The organism is Stenotrophomonas sp. NA06056 (assembly GCF_013364355.1).
Lineage (GTDB): Bacteria > Pseudomonadota > Gammaproteobacteria > Xanthomonadales > Xanthomonadaceae > Stenotrophomonas.
On record NZ_CP054931.1, the window covers coordinates 2,742,606 to 2,761,635 of the forward strand.

19 protein-coding genes are annotated in these 19,030 nt (G+C 66.0%); 10 read left to right on the forward strand and 9 right to left on the reverse strand.

The annotated features are described in order from the left end of the window. Nucleotides 1-14: 14 nt before the first annotated feature. The 5 genes from HUT07_RS12330 to HUT07_RS12350 all read right to left on the reverse strand — a co-directional run bounded on the left by HUT07_RS12330 (nucleotide 15) and on the right by HUT07_RS12350 (nucleotide 4,776). The gene (locus HUT07_RS12330; RefSeq protein ID WP_176021172.1) at nucleotides 15-764 is read right to left on the reverse strand and encodes a cytochrome c1; all 750 of its coding nucleotides are present in this window, start codon (nucleotides 762-764) and stop codon (nucleotides 15-17) included. Beyond that, on the reverse strand, nucleotides 757-2,016 hold the full coding sequence (locus HUT07_RS12335; RefSeq protein ID WP_176021173.1) for a cytochrome bc complex cytochrome b subunit: 1,260 nt from the start codon (nucleotides 2,014-2,016) through the stop codon (nucleotides 757-759). The genes HUT07_RS12330 and HUT07_RS12335 overlap by 8 nt, the downstream gene beginning before the upstream one ends. Further along, nucleotides 2,016-2,636, reverse strand: a complete 621-nt coding sequence (gene petA, locus HUT07_RS12340; RefSeq protein ID WP_100464517.1) for a ubiquinol-cytochrome c reductase iron-sulfur subunit — start codon at nucleotides 2,634-2,636, stop codon at nucleotides 2,016-2,018. The genes HUT07_RS12335 and petA overlap by 1 nt, the downstream gene beginning before the upstream one ends. Before the next feature lie 195 nt (nucleotides 2,637-2,831). Continuing rightward, nucleotides 2,832-3,761: a lytic transglycosylase domain-containing protein gene (locus HUT07_RS12345; protein ID WP_176021174.1), complete on the reverse strand. Its 930-nt coding sequence runs from the start codon at nucleotides 3,759-3,761 to the stop codon at nucleotides 2,832-2,834. 46 nt (nucleotides 3,762-3,807) lie between these two features. Continuing rightward, nucleotides 3,808-4,776 carry a WYL domain-containing protein gene (locus HUT07_RS12350; protein WP_176021175.1) on the reverse strand — a complete coding sequence of 323 codons (969 nt, stop codon included), beginning with the start codon at nucleotides 4,774-4,776 and terminating at the stop codon, nucleotides 3,808-3,810. A gap of 80 nt (nucleotides 4,777-4,856) precedes the next feature. Here HUT07_RS12350 and HUT07_RS12355 point away from each other — a divergent pair, with 80 nt between their 5' ends. Together HUT07_RS12355 and miaB are read left to right on the forward strand one after the other, a co-directional pair. Then, nucleotides 4,857-5,477 carry a glutathione S-transferase gene (locus HUT07_RS12355; RefSeq protein ID WP_176021176.1) on the forward strand — a complete coding sequence of 207 codons (621 nt, stop codon included), beginning with the start codon at nucleotides 4,857-4,859 and terminating at the stop codon, nucleotides 5,475-5,477. Nucleotides 5,478-5,646: 169 nt separating this feature from the next. Beyond that, nucleotides 5,647-7,065 carry a tRNA (N6-isopentenyl adenosine(37)-C2)-methylthiotransferase MiaB gene (miaB, locus tag HUT07_RS12360; protein WP_176021177.1) on the forward strand — a complete coding sequence of 473 codons (1,419 nt, stop codon included), beginning with the start codon at nucleotides 5,647-5,649 and terminating at the stop codon, nucleotides 7,063-7,065. 92 nt (nucleotides 7,066-7,157) lie between these two features. Here miaB and HUT07_RS12365 read toward each other — a convergent pair whose 3' ends face one another. The 3 genes from HUT07_RS12365 to HUT07_RS12375 are packed head-to-tail and all read right to left on the reverse strand — an operon-like array spanning nucleotide 7,158 to nucleotide 10,167. Next, entirely contained in the window at nucleotides 7,158-8,270 is a 1,113-nt protein-coding gene (locus HUT07_RS12365) for an ABC transporter permease (RefSeq protein ID WP_176021178.1), read from the reverse strand. Then, nucleotides 8,267-9,190 (reverse strand): ABC transporter ATP-binding protein, encoded by a 924-nt coding sequence (locus HUT07_RS12370; RefSeq protein WP_176021179.1) that lies wholly within the window; start codon nucleotides 9,188-9,190, stop codon nucleotides 8,267-8,269. Before HUT07_RS12370 ends, HUT07_RS12365 begins: the two co-directional genes overlap by 4 nt. Before the next feature lie 20 nt (nucleotides 9,191-9,210). Continuing rightward, nucleotides 9,211-10,167, reverse strand: coding sequence for an HlyD family efflux transporter periplasmic adaptor subunit (locus HUT07_RS12375; protein WP_176021180.1), 957 nt, complete (start codon nucleotides 10,165-10,167; stop codon nucleotides 9,211-9,213). Between the two features lie 364 nt (nucleotides 10,168-10,531). Here HUT07_RS12375 and HUT07_RS12380 point away from each other — a divergent pair, with 364 nt between their 5' ends. The 8 genes from HUT07_RS12380 to HUT07_RS12415 all read left to right on the forward strand — a co-directional run bounded on the left by HUT07_RS12380 (nucleotide 10,532) and on the right by HUT07_RS12415 (nucleotide 17,471). Then, complete coding sequence (locus HUT07_RS12380) at nucleotides 10,532-11,515, forward strand: PhoH family protein (protein WP_176021181.1); 984 nt, start codon at nucleotides 10,532-10,534, stop codon at nucleotides 11,513-11,515. 38 nt (nucleotides 11,516-11,553) lie between these two features. After that, nucleotides 11,554-12,420: a hypothetical protein gene (locus tag HUT07_RS12385; protein ID WP_254898858.1), complete on the forward strand. Its 867-nt coding sequence runs from the start codon at nucleotides 11,554-11,556 to the stop codon at nucleotides 12,418-12,420. A 56-nt stretch (nucleotides 12,421-12,476) separates the two neighbouring features. After that, nucleotides 12,477-12,962 carry an rRNA maturation RNase YbeY gene (gene ybeY, locus HUT07_RS12390; RefSeq protein ID WP_176021182.1) on the forward strand — a complete coding sequence of 162 codons (486 nt, stop codon included), beginning with the start codon at nucleotides 12,477-12,479 and terminating at the stop codon, nucleotides 12,960-12,962. A gap of 41 nt (nucleotides 12,963-13,003) precedes the next feature. Continuing rightward, on the forward strand, nucleotides 13,004-13,612 hold the full coding sequence (locus HUT07_RS12395; RefSeq protein WP_176021183.1) for a hypothetical protein: 609 nt from the start codon (nucleotides 13,004-13,006) through the stop codon (nucleotides 13,610-13,612). Nucleotides 13,613-13,691: 79 nt separating this feature from the next. After that, nucleotides 13,692-14,246, forward strand: a complete 555-nt coding sequence (locus tag HUT07_RS12400; RefSeq protein ID WP_176021184.1) for a hypothetical protein — start codon at nucleotides 13,692-13,694, stop codon at nucleotides 14,244-14,246. 64 nt (nucleotides 14,247-14,310) lie between these two features. Then, nucleotides 14,311-15,192: a transporter associated domain-containing protein gene (locus HUT07_RS12405; RefSeq protein WP_176021185.1), complete on the forward strand. Its 882-nt coding sequence runs from the start codon at nucleotides 14,311-14,313 to the stop codon at nucleotides 15,190-15,192. Continuing rightward, the gene (locus tag HUT07_RS12410; RefSeq protein ID WP_176021186.1) at nucleotides 15,189-16,430 is read left to right on the forward strand and encodes a DUF4105 domain-containing protein; all 1,242 of its coding nucleotides are present in this window, start codon (nucleotides 15,189-15,191) and stop codon (nucleotides 16,428-16,430) included. The genes HUT07_RS12405 and HUT07_RS12410 overlap by 4 nt, the downstream gene beginning before the upstream one ends. Nucleotides 16,431-16,436: 6 nt before the next feature. Continuing rightward, complete coding sequence (locus HUT07_RS12415; protein WP_176021187.1) at nucleotides 16,437-17,471, forward strand: magnesium and cobalt transport protein CorA; 1,035 nt, start codon at nucleotides 16,437-16,439, stop codon at nucleotides 17,469-17,471. A 145-nt stretch (nucleotides 17,472-17,616) separates the two neighbouring features. Here the strand turns inward: HUT07_RS12415 and HUT07_RS12420 are convergent, their stop codons facing one another. Continuing rightward, entirely contained in the window at nucleotides 17,617-18,981 is a 1,365-nt protein-coding gene (locus HUT07_RS12420) for an NAD-dependent succinate-semialdehyde dehydrogenase (RefSeq protein WP_176021188.1), read from the reverse strand. Between the last annotated feature and the right edge of the window lie 49 nt (nucleotides 18,982-19,030).

Sequence of the window (19,030 nt, forward strand, 5' to 3'; positions counted from 1 at the left end):
TGGCCGACTCTGGATCAGTGCACGTCCTTCCAGTATTCCTTCTTCAACAGGTACACCAGGAAGGTCAGCAGCGCCAGGAACAGGATCACCCAGACACCGAGCTGCTGCCGCTTCAGCGCGGCCGGTTCGCCGGCGTATTCGAGGAAATTGGTGATGTCACGCACGGCCTGGTCGTACTGCCCCGCATCGACCGAGCCCGGACTGTCGATGCGCAGGCCCGTCACCGGCGGATCCATGCCCGGCGCTTCGGCCTTGCCATGCACCGCGTGCTGCAGGCCCTGCATCTCCCACAACGGATTGGGCATGGAGGCGTTGGCGAACAGCGCATTGTTCCAGCCCAGCGGGCGGCTGCTGTCCAGGTAGAACGACTTCAGGTAGGTATAGATCCAGTCGCTGCCGCGCACCCGGGAAATCAGGCTCAGGTCCGGCGGCATCTTGCCGAACCACTTCTCGGCCTGCTCCTTGGGCATTGCCACAGGCACCGGGTCGCCGATCGCCGAGCCGGTGAAGTTGAGGTTGTTCATCACCTCTTCCTCGCTCAGCCCCAGGTCCTCGCCCATCCGCGAGTAGCGCAGATACTTCAGGGCGTGGCAACCGCTGCAGTAGTTCATGTACAGCTGGGCGCCGCGCTGCAGCGACGCCCGGTCACCCAGGTCGTTGCCGGCCTGCAGGAGCTTGGTGCCGCCCTCGGCGGCCATGGCCGGGGTACTGCCCAGCATCAGGGCGGCCGCCAGGGCCAACCGGACCATCCAGCGCTCAGTCATGCGTGGTCACCCTTTCCGGTACCGGCTTGGTCTTGTCCAGCCTTGTCCATATCGGCATGGTGATGAAGAAGGCGAAGTACAGGAAGGTCAGCACCCGCCCGACATAGGTCTCGTGCGCATCGGTACCCGGGCCGGAGCCGATCACGCCGAGCCAGACGAAGCACACCGCAAACACGCCCAGCAGCACCTTCGAAAGCACGCCGCGGTAGCGGTAGGACTTGACCCGCGCGCGGTCCAGCCACGGCACCAGGAACAGAATGGCGATGGCCGAGAACATCACGATCACGCCGCCGAGCTTGTTCGGCACCACCCGCAACATCGCGTAGTACGGCGTGTAGTACCAGACCGGCTTGATGTGCTCGGGAGTGACCAGTCGGTTGGCTTCGGTGAAGTTGTCGTGTTCCAGGAACAGGCCACCGAAGGCCGGTGCGAAGAAGATGATGAAGGCCGCGATGATCAGCAGGAAGCCCGCACCGACACCATCCTTGAGGGTGTAGTACGGATGGAACGGAATGCCGTCGGTGGGCGCGTTCGGTGACCAGCGGTTGCCCTTCGGCCCCTTCTTGATCTCCACACCATCGGGGTTGTTCGATCCCACTTCATGCAGCGCGCCCAGGTGCAGCACCACCAGCAGCAGCAGTACCAGCGGCAGCGCGATCACGTGCAGTGCGAAGAACCGGTTGAGCGTGGCGTCGCTGGGCAGGTAATCGCCCATGATCCATTCGGTCAGGCCGTTGCCGATGACCGGAATGGCGCCGAACAGCGAGATGATCACCTTCGCGCCCCAGAACGACATCTGGCCCCACGGCAGCACGTAGCCCATGAAGGCCTCTGCCATCAGCACCAGGTAGATCAGCATGCCGAGGATCCACACCAGCTCGCGCGGCTTCTGGTAACTGCCGTACAGCAGGCCGCGGAACATGTGCAGGTAGACCACGATGAAGAACAGCGAGGCCCCGGTGGAGTGCATGTAGCGGATCAGCCAGCCCCACTCCACGTCCCGCATGATGTATTCGATGGAACCAAACGCCTCGGCGGCGTTGGTCTTGTAATGCATCGTCAGGAAGATGCCGGTGACGATCTGGTTGACCAGCACCAGCAGCGCCAGCGAACCGAAGTAGTACCAGATGTTGAAGTTCTTCGGCGCGTAGTACTCGCTGACATGCTTGCGGTAGATCGGCATCAATCCCGGCGCGCGGGCATTGACCCAGTCGGCCACGCCGGTGGCGGTACGGCTGAGGATGTTGGACATCAGGCAGCCCCCTGCGGATCGACACCGATGATGATGGTGTTGTCGTCCTGGTAGTGGTGCGCGGGCACCTTCAGGTTGATGGGTGCGGGCACGTCCTTGAAGACGCGGCCGGACATGTCGAAGCGCGACTTGTGGCAGGGGCAGAAATAGCCGCCCTTCCATTGTGGGTCGTAGGGCTCGGGGCGGATTTCACCCACCATTTCCGGCGAGCAGCCCAGGTGCGTGCAGAGACCGACCAGCACCGAGATATCGGGCTTGATCGAGCGCAGCTCCGGGTTCTGCTTGAGCACGTACTCCGGCTGCTGGTCCTTCTCGCCGGACTCGGGGTCCTTCAAGCGGCCATCCAGCCCATGCAGCGCATCAAGGATCGCCTTGGAGCGTTTGACGATCCAGATCGGCTGTCCGCGCCATTCCACGATCAGGCGTTGGCCTTCCTGCAGGGCGCTGATGTCGGCCACCACCGGTGCGCCGGCAAGCTTGGCGCGGGCACTGGGGTTCCAGGACTTGATGAAAGGAACTGCGGTGAATCCGACGCCGACGGCGCCAACCACGGCTGTGGTGGCAGTAAGAAAACGCCGACGTCCGGTGTTGACTGGATCGTGTACCCCATCGTTGGCCATCCGGCACTCCGATATTGATTAGGTAGCTTTAAGGCTGCCAGCGGTTCCGGTGGGGGCCAGAGCCGCATTGAATCTCGGTCGAGTGTAGCGGAACCGTCGCGCGCCACACAACGCATTGCAACAACTCTTTCAAAGGCGTGCCGACTAACAGTCGGCACCTACCCGTTCAAGGGTGTGCCGACCAACGGTCGACACCTACTGGTGGGTCAGGGCGGTGCGGTAGCGCTCGGCCAGCTGGCCGACCCTTCGCACGTAATACTGGGTCTCGCTGTAGGGTGGCACGCCTCCATGGCGATCGACCGCGCCTTCGCCTGCGTTGTAACCGGCCGCAGCCAGAGTCAGATCACCTTTGAAACGCTTCAACAACCACGCCAGATACTGCACGCCGCCACGGATGTTCTGCCCGGCGTCGTAGGAGTCGCTGACGCCGAAACGTGCGGCGGTGGGCGGCATCAGCTGCATCAGGCCCTGCGCACCGGCACGGCTGAGCGCGGTCGGGTTGTACGCCGACTCGGCATGGATGATCGCACGCACCACCGCTTCTTCCACGCCGAATTCGCGTGCGGCCGACGTGATCTCGCTCTGGAACGCCGTGGTGTTCAGGCGCACGCTGCCGAAATCGACGCGCGGATTGACCCCGCAGGCGTAGCAGCGCTCCATGAAACTGTAGCGGATGGTACGCACCGGGCCGAGATTGGCGACCTGGGTCGGACGTGCGCTGGTGTAGTGGCGCACCCCGTCCTGCATGTACGAATAGACCTGGCCGCTGACCATCTTGCCGCCGCGTGGACTGGCCGGCGTGGATGCGGCTGCGGGCGCCGGGGTCGGTGCGACAGCGGGGCTGGTGGCGCTGGCGGCAACCGCGACAGGGTTGCGCTCGGTGCTGGCCACCACTGCAGCAGGTACTGGCGTTGGTGCCGGTAATGCCGTGGCGACTGGAGCGCGCACCGCCCGGCCCGCACTGCGGGTATAGCTGATGGTGCTGCACTGGGCACCTGCCACCCGCTTGCTGACGTAGCTGGTGACCCCATCGGCGCCAAGGCACTTGTACAGGGTGCCGGCGCTGGCCGGCGCAGCGGTCAGCGCAGCGATGATGATCGCCGTTGTCCCCAGTCTCCCCTTCATGGCCGCGAGTGTCCCAGCTTCGCTGCGGCTTGCCAAGGGCGCCGGCTCAGACCGTGACGGCGGGCACGGCCAGAACCTGACTGAGCCCGGCCAGACGCTGGGACAGCTCCTCGCGCAGTTCGGTCGGCGTGGTCCACAGCGCCAGTGGCAGACGGTCCAGGCTGAGGATCTGCGCCAGCATCATGCCGCGGCTTTCCGCACCCATCCGCAACAGGCAATGGTCTGGCCCGTCGGCCTCGAGCACGCCGCACCACGGCGGAATGCGTCCGGCCAGCTCGGCTTCGCTGCCGGCCAGGCGCAGGATGGCCTGCAGCGCGAACGGCGCCTGGCTGACCGCCTGTCGCACCATCACATCCGGCGGCGCCGGGGTTCGCCGGTGCAGGCCAGGCTCGGGCAGATGCCGCACCGCCCCCATCCGGTCCACGCGCAACGTGCGCCAGTCCTGCCGCCCCAGGTCCCAGGCCAGCAGATACCAGCGCCGCCCGTAGTTCACCAGATGCTGGGCCTCGACTTCCCGTTGCGTCACCGCGTCCTGTGCGCTGCGGTATTCGAAAGCCAGCCGTGCGGCCTGCCGGCAGTGCTGGGCCAGCCGTCCGAGCAGTCGCGCATCGGTGGATGGCAGGTCGGACAAGGTCGCGGTGGCGGCATGCACTTCACCGGCCTGCTGGCGGCGACGCGCCGGCACCAGCGGATCGAGCTTGGACAGCAGGCCCCGCGCGGTGTCGTCGATGCCGGAGACCGTGGCCGAGGCCGCACGCAGGGCGATCGCCAGTGTGGTGGCCTCTTCCTCGTCCAGCAGCATCGGCAGCACCGGCGCGCCCGCACCCAGCCGGTAGCCCCCGCCTACCCCGGCCGAGGCCTGCACCGGATATCCCAGCTCGCGCAGACGTTCGACATCGCGGCGGATGCTGCGCCGGTCCACGCCCATGCGCTCGGCCAGTTCAGCGCCAGACCAGTGACGGCGGGCCTGCAGCAGCGAGATCAGGCGAAGCAGGCGATGGGCGGTATGGCGCATGACGGATCGCGGACAGAAGTCGTCCGCAATTGTGCCTCAGCATGGGCCCCACTTCACCACCACCTGCAAGGAGCAATGCCATGACGTCACGCCAGATCACCCTGTACCACGCCGCCCGTTCACGCTCGAGCGGCGCAGTCGCCCTGCTTGAAGCACTGGGCGCCGACTACCGCATGCAGGTGCTGGACCTGAAGGCCGGCGCCAACCTGGCGCCGGCCTACCTGGCGATCAATCCGATGGGCAAGGTGCCGGCCATCGTGCACAACGGCGCCCTGGTGACCGAGCAGGTGGCGATCTACCTGTATCTGGCCGACCTGTACCCGGAAGCCGGGCTGGCGCCGCCGATCGGTGACGCCCTGCGCGGCCCCTACCTGCGCTGGATGGCCTTCTATGGCGCCTGCTTCGAACCGGCAATGATCGACAAGGCCATGCACCGCGACCCGCCGCCGCATGCGATGTCGCCCTACAACGACGCCGACACGGTGCTGCAGGTGATCGAAGCGCAGCTGGCGCAGGGGCCGTACCTGCTGGGTGAGGTGATGAGCGCGGCCGACGTGCTGTGGGGCAATGCGTTGGCATGGACCAGTGCGTTCGGCCTGGTGCAGCCAGCCCCGGCGACGGCTGCCTACATTGAACGGATGAGCGCGATGACCGCTTTCGACCGTTCGCGTCAGATCGATGCGGAGCTGGTCGCGGCGTAAGGGCTCCCGCCGGGCACGGCCCAGCGTTACCAAACGGGGCGGGATGCGGGTAGCGCGGGGCCATGCCCCGCGAGCGCGCAGCGCAGCGCCAGTGGCGTTGCGCAGGGCGAGCGCGGCGGGATGCGGGTAGAATCGCCCCCTTTCCCGCCACCCGAATGGATTAAGCGCCATGACCGGGACGCCAGACGTCTTTCCGCCCGCCGCCCAGGGCGGCACCCCGCTCGTTGCCCTGCCCTCTGGTCCGCGCAAGCCCGACCAGGTGAAGGGCAAGCTGTACATCAAGACCCACGGTTGCCAGATGAACGAGTACGACTCGGCCAAGATGGCCGACGTGCTCGCCGCCAGCGATGGCCTGGAACTGACCGATCGCCCGGAGGACGCCGACGTCATCCTGGTCAACACCTGCTCGATCCGCGAAAAGGCGCAGGAGAAGGTGTTCAGCCAGCTGGGCATCTGGAAGAGCCTGAAGAACCAGGGCCGCGAGGTCATCATCGGCGTGGGCGGTTGCGTGGCGTCACAGGAAGGCGAGGCGATCATCAAGCGTGCGCCGTTCGTCGACCTGGTGTTCGGCCCGCAGACGCTGCATCGCCTGCCAGAGCTGATCCGCGCCCGGCGCGAACAGCAGCGCCCGCAGGTGGACATCAGCTTCCCGGAGATCGAGAAATTCGATCGCATGCCCGAGCCGCGTGCCGATGGCGCGTCCGCGTTCGTGTCGATCATGGAAGGCTGTTCCAAGTACTGCTCGTTCTGCGTGGTGCCCTACACCCGCGGCACCGAAGTCAGCCGCCCGTTCGAGGACGTGGTGGTGGAAGTGGCGCAGCTCGCGACGCAAGGCGTGCGCGAAATCAACCTGCTCGGCCAGAACGTCAACGCCTACCGCGGCCCCTATGGCGATGGCGAATTCGCCGATCTCGGCCTGCTGATCCGCACCATCGCAGAGATCGATGGTGTTGGCCGCATCCGCTTCACCACCTCGCACCCGCTGGAGTTCAGCGATTCGTTGATCGATGCGTTCCGCGACGTGCCGCAGCTGGCCAACTTCCTGCACCTGCCGGTGCAGGCGGGCAGCGACCGCGTGCTGTCGGCGATGAAGCGCGGCTACACCGCACTGGAATTCAAGTCGAAGATCCGCAAGCTGCGCGCGGTGCGCCCGGACATCTCGATCAGCTCCGACTTCATCGTCGGTTTCCCCGGCGAGACCGATGCGGATTTCGAGAAGACCATGAAGCTGATCGAGGACATTGGCTTCGACCACAGCTTCTCCTTCATCTATTCGCGTCGACCGGGCACCCCGGCGGCGGACCTGGAAGACACGATCAGCGATGCGGAAAAACATGCACGCCTGTCGCGCCTGCAGGAACGCATCAACGCACATGCCGCAAGCATCTCCGAGAAGATGGTCGGCAGCGTGCAGACCGTGCTGGTGGAAGGCCCCTCACGCAAGAACCCGAACGAACTGACCGGCAAGACCGAGAACATGCGTTCGGTGAACTTCCCGGCGCATCCGCGCCTGATCGGCCAGTTCGTGGACGTGGTGATCACTGAGGCACTGACCAATTCGCTGCGCGGCCGCGTGGTAGCGGAGTAAGGTGTGCCGACCAACGGTCGGCACCCACCGCAATTGATGCCGGGCAGCGGCCGGCACCTACCGTGTGGATGCCGACCGTTGGTCGGCATTCCTCAATCCAGGCGTTTGCGGAAACGCAGGATCGCCAGGGTCATCATCGCCACGATGAATACCAGCAGTGCCAGTGCGTCCGGCCACAGCTCCCACAGCGACGCACCACGCAGCATGATGCCGCGCACCAGGCGCAGGAAATGAGTCAGCGGCAGTACTTCTGCCAGCCACTGCACCGGCCTGGGCATGCCGGCGAACGGGAACATGAAGCCCGACAGCAGGATCGAAGGCAGGAACAGGAACAGGGTCATCTGCATGGCCTGGAACTGCGAACGCGCACGCGTCGAAATCAACAGGCCCAGCGCCAGGTTGGCCAGTACCAGCAACACGGCCGCCAGATACACATCGACCAGGCTGCCGCGGATCGGCACTTCGAACAACCAGGTTCCCAGCAGCAGTACCAGGGTGGTCTGCAGCAGACCGATCGCCGCGTAGGGCAGCACCTTGCCGACCATCAGTTCGCTGCGTGATACCGGCGTGGCGATCAACAGCTCCATGTTGCCGCGTTCGCGTTCGCGCACCACTGCCACGGCAGTGAACATCACCAGGGTCATGGTCAGGATCACCCCGATCAGGCCGGGTACGATGTTCACCGCTGAGCGCCGCTGGGGGTTGTAGAAGCTGATGACACTCACCGGCCCGCTGGCGATGCTGCCTTCGCGCAACGGCCGCGTGTTGCTGGTCGGGCCCGTGTCCAGCGGCACCTGCGCCAGCTGGATCGCCGCGCTCTGCACCACCGTGTCGCTGCCGTCGACCAGCACCTGCACGGCTTCGCGGCCTTCGTAGCGGCGTCGTTCGAAGTCGGCGGGAATCACGATGCCCACGCTGACCCTGCCCCGTCGCAGCGCCTCCATCAGTTGATCGGGCGTATAGGCCTGCGCGCGCGGCGTGATCACGCCGGTGGCGACCATGTCCTGCACCAGCGCGCGCGACGCCGCACTGCTGGCCTGATCGGCGATACCGGCATCCAGATGCCGGAGGTTGAGGTTGATCGCATAGCCGAACAACAGCAACTGCATCACCGGAATGCCGACGATCATCGCCAGGGTGATGCGGTCACGGCGTAGTTGCCGCAACTCTTTGAGCATGATCGCCCACAGCCGTCGCACGCTCATGCGGCCGGCTCCCGACCACGGCCACGGGTGGCGGCAACGAACACGTCTTCCAGGTTGGGCGCCACCGGTTCGATCCTCGCCTGCGGATCGGCAGCGGCGAGTGTTTGGGCCAGCACGCTGGCATCGGCTGCGCCCTCGCTGCACAGCACGCGCAGCTCGGTGCCGATCTGGGCCACGCTGAGCACGCCCGGCAACGCCGCCAGCGCGCGGCTGGCCTGCCGGGGCTGCGTGGCGGTGACCTTCAGGGTGCGGCCCTGCAGCTGCGCGCACAGCTCAGCCGGGGTGCCATCGGCCACCAGGGCACCGCGATCAAGGATCGCCAGCCGGTGGCAACGTTCGGCCTCGTCCATGTAGTGGGTGGACACCAGCACCGTGGTGCCGGCATCGGCGAGTTCGAACAGCGCCTCCCAGAAATCGCGACGCGACTCAGGATCGACCGCACTGGTCGGCTCATCCAGGAACAGCAGTTCCGGCGCATGGATCACCGCACCAGCCAGTGCCAGCCGCTGCTTCTGCCCGCCACTGAGGGTGCCGGCCAACTGCACCTGGCGGTCCTGCAGACGGTACTGCTGCAGCAGCGCATCGACCCGTTGCCGCGCCTGCACGCTCGGTAGATCCTGGATGGCGGCCAGGAATTCCAGGTTCTCCCGCACCGACAGGTCTTCGTACAACGAAAAGCGCTGGGTCATGTAGCCGATGCGACGGCGCAGCGCTTCGGCCTGCGCCGGAATCGCCAGGCCCAGCACGTCGATCTCGCCTGCGCTCGGCTCCAGCAGCCCGCACAGCATGCGGATGGTGGTTGACTTGCCCGAGCCGTTCGGGCCGAGGAAGCCATACACCTGCCCACGCGGCACCTGCAGATCGACGTTGTCCACTGCCAGCAGATCGCCGAAGCGGCGGCTCAGGCCCTGCGCGCGCACGGCGATGTCATCGACGGGATTCAGAAGCGCACCTGCACCGGCAGCCCGGCGGGCAGTGCCTGCATGTCGGCACTGTCATCGATCTCGATCTCGGCCAGATAGCTCAGCCGCGAGACGTCATCACCGGTCAATGCGTAGTACGGCGTAAAGGAAGGCTCGCTGCGGATCGACCGCACGTGCCCCTTCAACACAGTGCCTGCACCGTCCAGCTGCACCTGCGCTCCCTGTCCCACCTTCACCTGCAGGCGCAAGGGCTGCGGCAGATACACGCGCGCATACGGCCGTTGGCCCACCAGCATCACCACCAACGGCGCACCGATCGGTGCCTGGTCGCCCTGCCGGTAGGGCAACGCATCGACCACGCCGTCGCGCGGCGCGCGAAGTTGCAGCTTCTGCAGGTTGACGGCCTGCACCACCTCCTGTGCCTGCGTCGCCCGGGAGGCGGCCTCGCCTTGAGCAATGTCCTCACGACGGTTGCCGCGCTGCAGCTCCAGCCACGCCTGTTCGGCAGCGCGCACGCTGGCCACCGCGTTGTCGGCGGCCGCGCGGGCCCGGTCCAGGTCGGCGGCAGCCACCAGCCGCTCACGGGCCAGTGGTTGCACCCGGCGGTAGTACGCGGTGGCTTCCGCCGCCTGCGCGCGCAGCGCCGTGAGCTGTGCCTGCGCCTGGGCGATCTGCTCCGCACGCGGGCCTACCTGCAGCTCCTCGAGTTGTGCCTGCGCGCGGGCCGTTTCGGCCTGGGCGGCATCGAGCTGGGCTTCGCCGCGAACGGGGTCCAGGCGCATCAGCAGCGCGCCCGCCTTGACGGCCTGCCCCTCACCCACCTCAACGGCATTGATCACTTCGGCTGCCGGTGCGGGCACGCTGATCCGGTCCCACTCAAGCGTACCCAGTGCCGTCGGCGGCGCTTCGCCGCAGCCCACCAGCAGGCAGCTGCCCACCAGCCCCATCCTGCGCATCCACGTGCCGACGGTCATGCGCCACCTCCTCCGATGGCGCCACCGTGCCACGCCCCCTGTGTACCCGCAATGATCCAGATCAGGACTGATCAATAATTGACCATCCGCTGGCAACGCCACTGCCGCAAGGCTCGCTGCCACCTATCCACAGGTTGGCGGCAACACCGTCCACACGGCATGTGGAGAACCCTGCAGGCACTGGCACAATTTTCACCACGACATCATCTTCCTTGTGGCACAAGCGCTGCGAAGGACTATCCACAGCTTTCTTCGGCGCCGGTCCACACCCGGTGTGGAGAACTGTCGCCCCGCCGTCTTGCGCGCTACCCTTGTGTTCCCTGACGCCATCGCGGTGGACGGCGACCCCGCCCCACCCCAAGCAATGAAAAGCATCGAGCATCGAGACTTCACCCTGTCGCCGGAAGACAATGCGCAGCTGGCCAACCTGTGCGGCCCGTTCGACGGACACCTTCGCCAGATCGAACTGAAGCTTGGCGTGGAAATCGCCAACCGCGGCTTCGTGTTCCGCATCAGCGGGCCAGCCGAGGCCAGCGCCGAGGCGCAGAAGCTGATCGAGGCGCTGTATGAGGAAGCCGCCGAGACCACCTTCGACAACCACGCCATCCACCTGCGCCTGAACGCGGCGAACATCGAGCAGATCGCCGATCGTTCCTACGAAGCGCAGGACGTGGCGATCAAGGTCAAGCGCGGAACCGTGCGCGGGCGAGGTTCCAACCAGGGCCGCTACCTGCACCAGATCGTCAGCCACGACATCAACTTCGGCATCGGCCCGGCCGGTACCGGCAAGACGTTCCTGGCCGTGGCCAGCGCGGTGGAAGCACTGAATGAATCGCGGGTGCAGCGCCTGATCCTGGTCCGTCCGGCGGTCGAGGCCGGCGAGAAGCTGGGCTTCCTGCCCGGCGACCTGAGCCAGAAGGTCGACCCGTACCTGCGACCGCTGTACGACGCCCTGTATGAAATGCTGGGCGTGGAAAAAGTGCTCAAGCTGCTTGAAAAGAACGTCATCGAGATCGCGCCGCTGGCCTACATGCGAGGCCGCACGCTCAACGATGCGTTCGTGATCCTCGACGAAGCGCAGAACACCACCATCGAACAGATGAAGATGTTCCTGACCCGCCTGGGCTTCGGCTCCACCGCCGTGGTCACTGGCGATCTGACCCAGACCGATCTGCCCAAGCACGTGAAGTCCGGCCTGCGAGATGCGATCGACGTACTGCGCGATGTAGAGGGCGTCAGCTTCACCTTCTTCGAGGCCCGCGACGTGGTCCGTCATCCGTTGGTGGCACGTATCGTCAGCGCCTACGACCGCCGCGACCTGCACCAGATCCAACCCGGAGCGGAATGACACTACACTCCGGACTCCTGTGCACATAAGGACGTGTCATGGTTCGCCCGGGTCTGTTGCTGTCGTTGTGCCTGCTGGCCTTCGGGCCGGCCCCTGCACTCGCCTCTCCGCCGCCGGCCGCCGAAGCGCGGGCGTACGTTGAATCCAGTTATGTGAGTGCTCCGTACCAGGTGGAGGATTTCACGCTGGTGCGCAGCAGCTACAACCCGGACGACCGGTTGGCGGGGGCCGGATTCAGTTACCGCAGTCGCCTGCACCCAGAGGTGACGATCAGCGTTTTCGTGTATCCGGCGGGCCGGTTGGAACCGCAGGTTGCCGTGGACGGCGGCATGCAGGCCCTGCAGGCGGACCTCAGGCAAGCGGTTGCGTCCGGCATCTATGCGCAGCTGCAGGAGCTGGGACGGGAGCCCTTCCCGCTGTCGCCCGAAGCAGTGCCAGCGAAGGGTGCCAACGACATCGACTCGGCGGTGGTGCTGGCCAATGCCAAGGCCGAACAGGTCCGCGGCGAGAAACTGCGGCTGAGCCTGCTGCAGGTGTCCCGCAACCAGCCGCTGCATTCCAATGGCTATCTGTTCTACAAGCAGCTGCATTTCTTCAAGCTTCGCATCTCGGCCAACCAGTCCGACCTTCCGCGCGAAGCGTTCGACGTCCTCGCTGACCGCGCCACGCGCAGCCTGATCCCGGCGCTGGAAGTAGCCAACGTTGGCAGCTGCGCAAGCACCACCCTGTATGTGGACCCCGACGCGGCGCCGGAGCAGGGTGCCATCCAGTTGGCCAGGCAGTTGACCCTGCACAACGGCTACAACTGCCACGCATCGGCCGGGAAGGCCGATATCCAGGCACGTGCGGCCAAGGCCTCGGTGATCGAAATTGCCTACGAAGCCGACGACTGGAAGTCGCAGTGAACGGCGACACGCGCGATACTGTGACTTCCTGTTCGATCTGAAATGCCGGTATTGCCATGACCAAGGGTCCCGTCCGCCTCGATGTAGCCGTCAGCTACGCCCTGCCCCGTGCCGGGCTGCCCTCGGCCGTGAGTTTCCGCAAGTGGGTCGCCGCCGCACTGAAGGGCCGCATCCGCGAAGCCGACCTGGCCATCCGCGTAGTCGATGCCAAGGAAGGCCAATCCCTGAACCGCCATTACCGCGGCAAGGACTACGCCACCAACGTCCTCAGCTTCCCGGCGGACGTGCCGGAAGGCCTGCCCAAGGGCGTGAAGTTCCCGCTGCTGGGTGACCTGGTGATCTGCGCACCGGTGGTGGCGCGTGAAGCCGACGAGCAGAGCAAGGTGCTCAATGCCCACTACGCGCATCTGACCGTACACGGCGTGCTGCACCTTCTCGGCTGGGACCACGAGGACGACAAGGAAGCCGAGGCGATGGAACAGCTGGAACGCGAGATCCTGGCCGAGCTCGGCATCGACGACCCGTACGCGGGCGAGCGCTGACACCGGCCCCGACCCATGCACTCACGGAAGAGGGGCGCAGCATGACCCTGCCCGCACTTCTGCTTGCAGCACTACTGCAGTCCGGGGCGGGCCTGATGTCCGATCCTGGTCAACCTTCTCCGTTTCCCGCCAGCGACAGTGAGGCCGACATCGCCGCAAAGGTCGCCGAACTACAAGCGTTCTTCGGCAGCAGCGAGCAGGACACCCGCCACACCGTCGCCACCGCCCAGCAACGGGCGCTGATCGAGCGCCTGGAATCCCGGTACGCGGCGCGGCTGGCGGGCATCTGGGTGAACAACGATCCGGGCTGGCACATCGTGGTGCGACTGACCGGTGATGCACCGGTGGCAGATGAAGTACATGGCGGCGCAGACGGCCCGCAGCACGTGCACTTCCGTACCGGCGCTGCCCTGACCGAGGCGGAGATGCTGCATCGCATGCAGGCGCAACGCGCCTGGATCCACAGTCAGATCCCTCAGGTTGAGGGCCTGGGGCTGGACGTCAGAACCGGCGAACTGGTGTTGGACGTCAAAGAGGAAAAACCGGCACGGGCAGCGGTGAGCAATGCACGCGATCACCTGGAAGTGCAACTGGGCTACCCGGTCCGGATCAACTGGGTGCCGGCCTCCAGCCAGCGATTCCCCCCCTGACCCGCCAGGTCTGCTCGCTGCCCGTGTGCATCGTCGTTACCATGCACGGCTTCCCTCCTGCCGACGGGGTGCTCCCGCCATGTCACCGCTGCGTCTCCTGCCCATGCTCCTGGTCGTCGCCCCAGCCGCTTCCGCTGCGCCGCTGGACCTGCCTGCACTGATCGAGTGCCGCCAGGGCGTGACTGAACACGCCGCACTGGCCCCCCTGCTGGCCGACCCGCTGAAAGCCGTGGCCCACGGACTGCAGCCGCTGCCGCAGGGCAACCAGTTCATGAGCGAGTACCGCCTGGCCAGCCCGATCACCGTGTTCGGCCAGCAGACCGAGCGCGTGGCCGTGGCCGGCGCCAGCATCATGGCCGTGCTCGACCAGGCCGACCCGAGGCCGCTGGCCAGGCAGCTGGCCCTGGAGACCGGCTACGACCAGGACGGAAAGTTCATGGCCGGGCGCGAGCTGGTCAGCCGCGATGTGACCGACCCGAAGACCGGGGAGGCACAGATCGAATCGATCATCCTCAGCGTATCCACCGTCGCCACCCACCCGGGCAAGACCCTGGCCGGCTGCACCTACAGCCTGGACCTGCCGGCCGAGGACGAAGGCCCGGCCGCCGCCGCCCCGGCTGGCGAGGGTCACTGACAGGCCCCCACATCCTGCTAGACTGGAGCCATCGCCCGGCCTGCCGGGTGCCTTTTTTCCAGAGATGTCAGAAGACGACAGTAGTAGCTCCTTCGTGGAGCACAGTGAAAAGAAGCGCGGCTGGCTTGAACGCCTGACGTCCGCTTTTTCCGGCGAACCCCACACCCGCGACGAGCTGGTCGCTGTCCTGCACACCGCGCAGGAAGAGGGTCTGATCGCCGCCGATACCCTGAAGATGATGGAAGGCGCCATTTCGGTAGCCGAGCTGACCGTGGGCGACGTGATGATCTCGCGTTCGCAGATGGTCTCGCTGCCGGTCGAAGCGCCCTTCCTGGACCTGATGAAGCAGGTGGTCGAATCCGGCCATTCGCGCTTCCCGGTGCATGGCGAGAACAAGGACGACATCCTCGGCGTGTTGCTGGCCAAGGACCTGCTGCGCGGCGTGGTGGCCGACAACGGTCCAGGCAACGTGCGTGAACTGCTGCGCCCGGCGGTGCTGATTCCGGAGGCGAAGAAGCTCAACGTGCTGCTGAAGGAATTCCGCCTGTCGCGCAACCACATGGCGATCGTGGTGGACGAGTACGGTGGTGTCGCCGGCCTGGTCACCATCGAAGACGTCCTGGAGCAGATCGTCGGCGACATCGACGACGAGCACGATGAAGCTGAAGACCCTTCCGCACAGATCGCCATACAGGCAGACGGCCAGTACGTGGTCGATGCGCTGACGCCGATCGGCGACTTCAACGAGCGCTTCGGTGCCAGCTTCTCCGACGAGGATTACGACACCATCGGCGGCCTGGTGACCGAAGCCGTCGGCCATCTGCCGGAAGTCGGCGATGAACTGGCACTGGACCGCTTCACCTTCCGCGTGGCCCGCGCCGATGCGCGCCGGGTCCAGGCCTTCCATGTGACGGTGCTGGCACCGGACGCGCAGGACGACGCTTGAAGCACCGTGGCCTGATCCTGATCCTGTGGCTGGCGGTATGCCTGCTGGCCACGGCCCTGCCACTGGCTGCGTTCGCGCAGGCGCCGCCGCCGGCCGCTTCGACGGCCAGCGATGCCCCAGCCCCGCGTGTCGGCGTGGTCACCATGCAGCCGGGCACCGTGTTCTTCGAGCGCTTCGGCCACGATGCCATCGTCGTGCTGGACCCGTTGAGCGGCGAGGCGATCTCGTACAACTTCGGCTACTTCGATCCGTCCGAACAGGATTTCATCGGCCGCTTCGTGCGTGGCGACATGATGTATTACCTGGTGGCCCTGCCGCTGCAGCAGGACCTGTCGTACTACGATGAGACCGGCCGCGGCGCCAGCGTACAGTGGCTGGATATCACCCCTGACCAGGCGCGCTCGCTGGCCGCCGACCTGGCCGAGCGGGCCAAGCCGGAAAACGCGCGCTACCACTACGATTACTACACCGCCAACTGCGCGACGATGGTGCGCGACACGCTGGACAAGGCACTGGGCGGCGGCCTGCATTCACAGCTGTCGGGCCGTTCGCGCGGCAACACCTATCGCAGCGAGTCGGTACGGCTGGCGTCTCCGGCCCCGTGGATGTGGCTGGGCTTCGATATCGGCCTGGGTCCGTTTGCCGACCAGCCGCTGTCGCGCTGGCAGGAAGCCTTCGTGCCGATGCGCCTGGCCGATGCCCTGCGGCAAGCCCGCAACAGTGATGGTCGTCCGCTGGTGCAGTCCGAGCAGGAACTGCTGCCGCACCGCATCGACCCCGAGCCGAAGGAATTCGCGCGCCGCTGGTGGCCGTGGCTGCTGTGTGGCCTGGTGATTGCGGCGGGCGTGCTGGCACTGCGCAACCGTCCGCGCCTGCTGGCCGGCCTGGCCTTGCCGCTGTGGCTGCTGTGCACGATCGCCGGCGGCCTGCTGGTGTTCCTGTGGGGCTTCAGCACGCACTATGCCGCCTGGGCCAACCGCAACCTGCTGCTGCTCTCGCCGCTGTGCCTGCTGCTGGTGCCGGGGGCGATCAGCCTGTTGCGGCGGCGCGTGCCCGGCCGCATGTTCAGGATCGTGCTGTGGCTGGTGGCGGTACAGGCCGTGGCCGCGCTGGTGCTGCACTGGCTGAGCCTGCAGGCGCAGTACAACGTGCAGTGGATCGTGCTGCTGCTGCCGGTCCACGCTGCGCTGGCGTGGGTGCTGGGGCGCCGTCCTCACTTGTCGGAAACGCAGCACTGACGCACGATGGCGGGCATGTCATTGCCCGCCCCACTGCCCGCCCCTGCTGCCGCATCCGCCGCAGCCAATCCCACCTGCGTCATCAACTGCGTCCACTACGATGACGACGGCAAACGCCACGACATCAGCCTGGATGCCATCAGTGATGTCATTGCCAGCAACAACGGCTTCGTCTGGGTCGGCCTGTACGACCCGAATGAAGATGTCCTGCTGAAGCTGCAGGAAGAGTTCTGCCTGCACGACCTGGCGGTCGAGGATGCGCGCAACGCGCACCAGCGCCCCAAGGTGGAGGCCTACGGCAACTCGTTGTTCGTGGTGGTGACCACCGCACAGATGGTCGACGAGCGCATCCAGTACGGCGAAACCCATGCCTTCCTCGGCCCGCGGTTCCTGGTGACCGTGCGCCATGGCGCCTCGCTGTCGTACGCGCCGGTGCGCGCACGCGTGGAGCGCGAACCGCAACTGCTGAAGATGGGACCGTCGTACTGCCTGTACGCCGTGGCCGATTTCGTGGTGGACAATTACCTGCCCATCACCAACCGCTTCCGCGACACCCTGGAACTGCTGGAGAAGGACATCTTCGCCGACAGCTACAAGCGCAGTACCGTGGTGCGCCTGTATGAGCTCAAGCGCGAGTTGAACAAGATGCGGATGGCGGTGGCGCCACTGCAGGATGTGCTGGCGCAGCTGCGCCGCTACCAAGGCGAACTGTTCCCGGATGAAGTGAAGCTGTACATCCGCGATGTACACGACCATGCGGTACGCATCAGCGATGTGATCGACACCCTGCGCGAGATGCTGGGCACGGCCCTGAGCGTGAACCTGTCACTGGTGACCCTGGCCCAGGGTGAGACGGTGAAGCGGCTGGGTGCATGGGCTGCGCTGCTGGCCGCGCCGACCTTGATCACCAGCTGGTATGGCATGAATTTCAGCCACATGCCGGAATTGAACCAGCCGTGGGCCTACCCGCTGATGATCGTCGGCGTCGGCGGCATCTGCGTGGGACTGTACCGGCTGTTCAAGCGGGTGAAGTGGTTGTAATAAAGGCGTATCGACCAACGGTCGATACCCACCAGACCGGTAGGCCACGACCGTTGGTCGTGGCGCATTGGGTCGATACCCACCAGACCGGTAGGCCACGACGGTCGACCCCTAGCGTACCTGTCGTGGCGCATTGGACGATCCATCAAGCCACGTAGATGGTCTTGATGTTCATGAACTCATGGATGCCGTGGTCGGCCAGTTCACGGCCAAAGCCTGATTCCTTGCTGCCACCGAACGGCAACCGCGCATCGCTCTTGACGATGGCGTTGACGAAGGCCGCGCCGCATTCCATGCGCTGGGCGAAGGACTCACCGCGCACCGGGTCACGCGTCCACACGCTGCCGCCCAGGCCGAAGCGGGTATCGTTGGCCACGCGCAGCGCCTCCGCTTCATCCTTGACCCGGATGACGGCGGCTACCGGCCCGAACAGTTCTTCGTCATAGGCCGGCATGCCCGGCCCCACCTTGTCGAGCACGCTGGCCGGATAGCCGGCGTGGCTGCCAGCAACCGGTTCACCGCCGATCAGCACGCGTGCGCCTTTGGCGACGCTGGCCTGCACCTGTTTGTGCAGTTCGTCGCGCAGGTCGGCACGGGCCATCGGCGCCAGCGTGGTGTCGCGCTCGTTCGGGTCGCCGTACTGGCGCTCGGCTGCGGCCTCGACAAAACGCCGGGTGAACTCATCGGCCACTGCATCCACCACGATGAACCGCTTGGCGGCGATGCAGGTCTGGCCACTGTTGTCGAAGCGCGACTTCACTGCAGCGGCCACCGCCTTGTCCAGGTCGGCATCATCGAGCACCACGAAGGCGTCGCTGCCGCCCAGCTCCATCACCGACTTCTTCAACTGGCTGCCGGCGTTGGACGCGATCGAGCGCCCTGCCCGCTCGCTGCCGGTCAGGGTCACGGCTTTCACCCGTGCATCGCGCAGCACATCGGCGGCCTGGTCGTTGTCGATGTGCAGCACATCGAAAACACCCTCGGGCAGGCCACCGTCACCGCACACGGCGAGGATCAGGTCGGCGCACTGCGGCACGTTGCTGGCGTGCTTGAGCAGCGCCACGTTGCCGGCCATGAACGCAGGGGCGAGGAAGCGGAACACCTGCCAGATCGGGAAGTTCCATGGCATCACCGCGAACACGCAGCCGATCGGCTCATAGCGCACGTAGCTGCGCTGCGCCTCGGTATCGATCAGTTGCGGCTTCAGGTAGTCGGCGGCGTGATCGGCATAGAACTCGCAGGTGCCCGCGCATTTCTCGACTTCAGCCAACGCCTCGACCTTCAGCTTGCCCATTTCGCTGGTCATGGCCTGCTGCAGGTCGTCGCGGCGCGCACGCAGCTGGCCAGCGATCTGCTTGAGGATCGCCCCACGTTCCTGCAACGAGCGCTCGGCCCAGCGCGGGAAGGCTTCGGCTGCCGCCTGCAGGCGCTGCTCGATGGCAGCGGCGTCCATCAGTTCATGGCGGTAGGTCACCTGGCCGGTGGCCGGGTTGATGATCTCGACGGTCATCGGGGGGTCTCCATCAGGGTGACCCCCATTGTGCGCCGGCCGCCGTGAG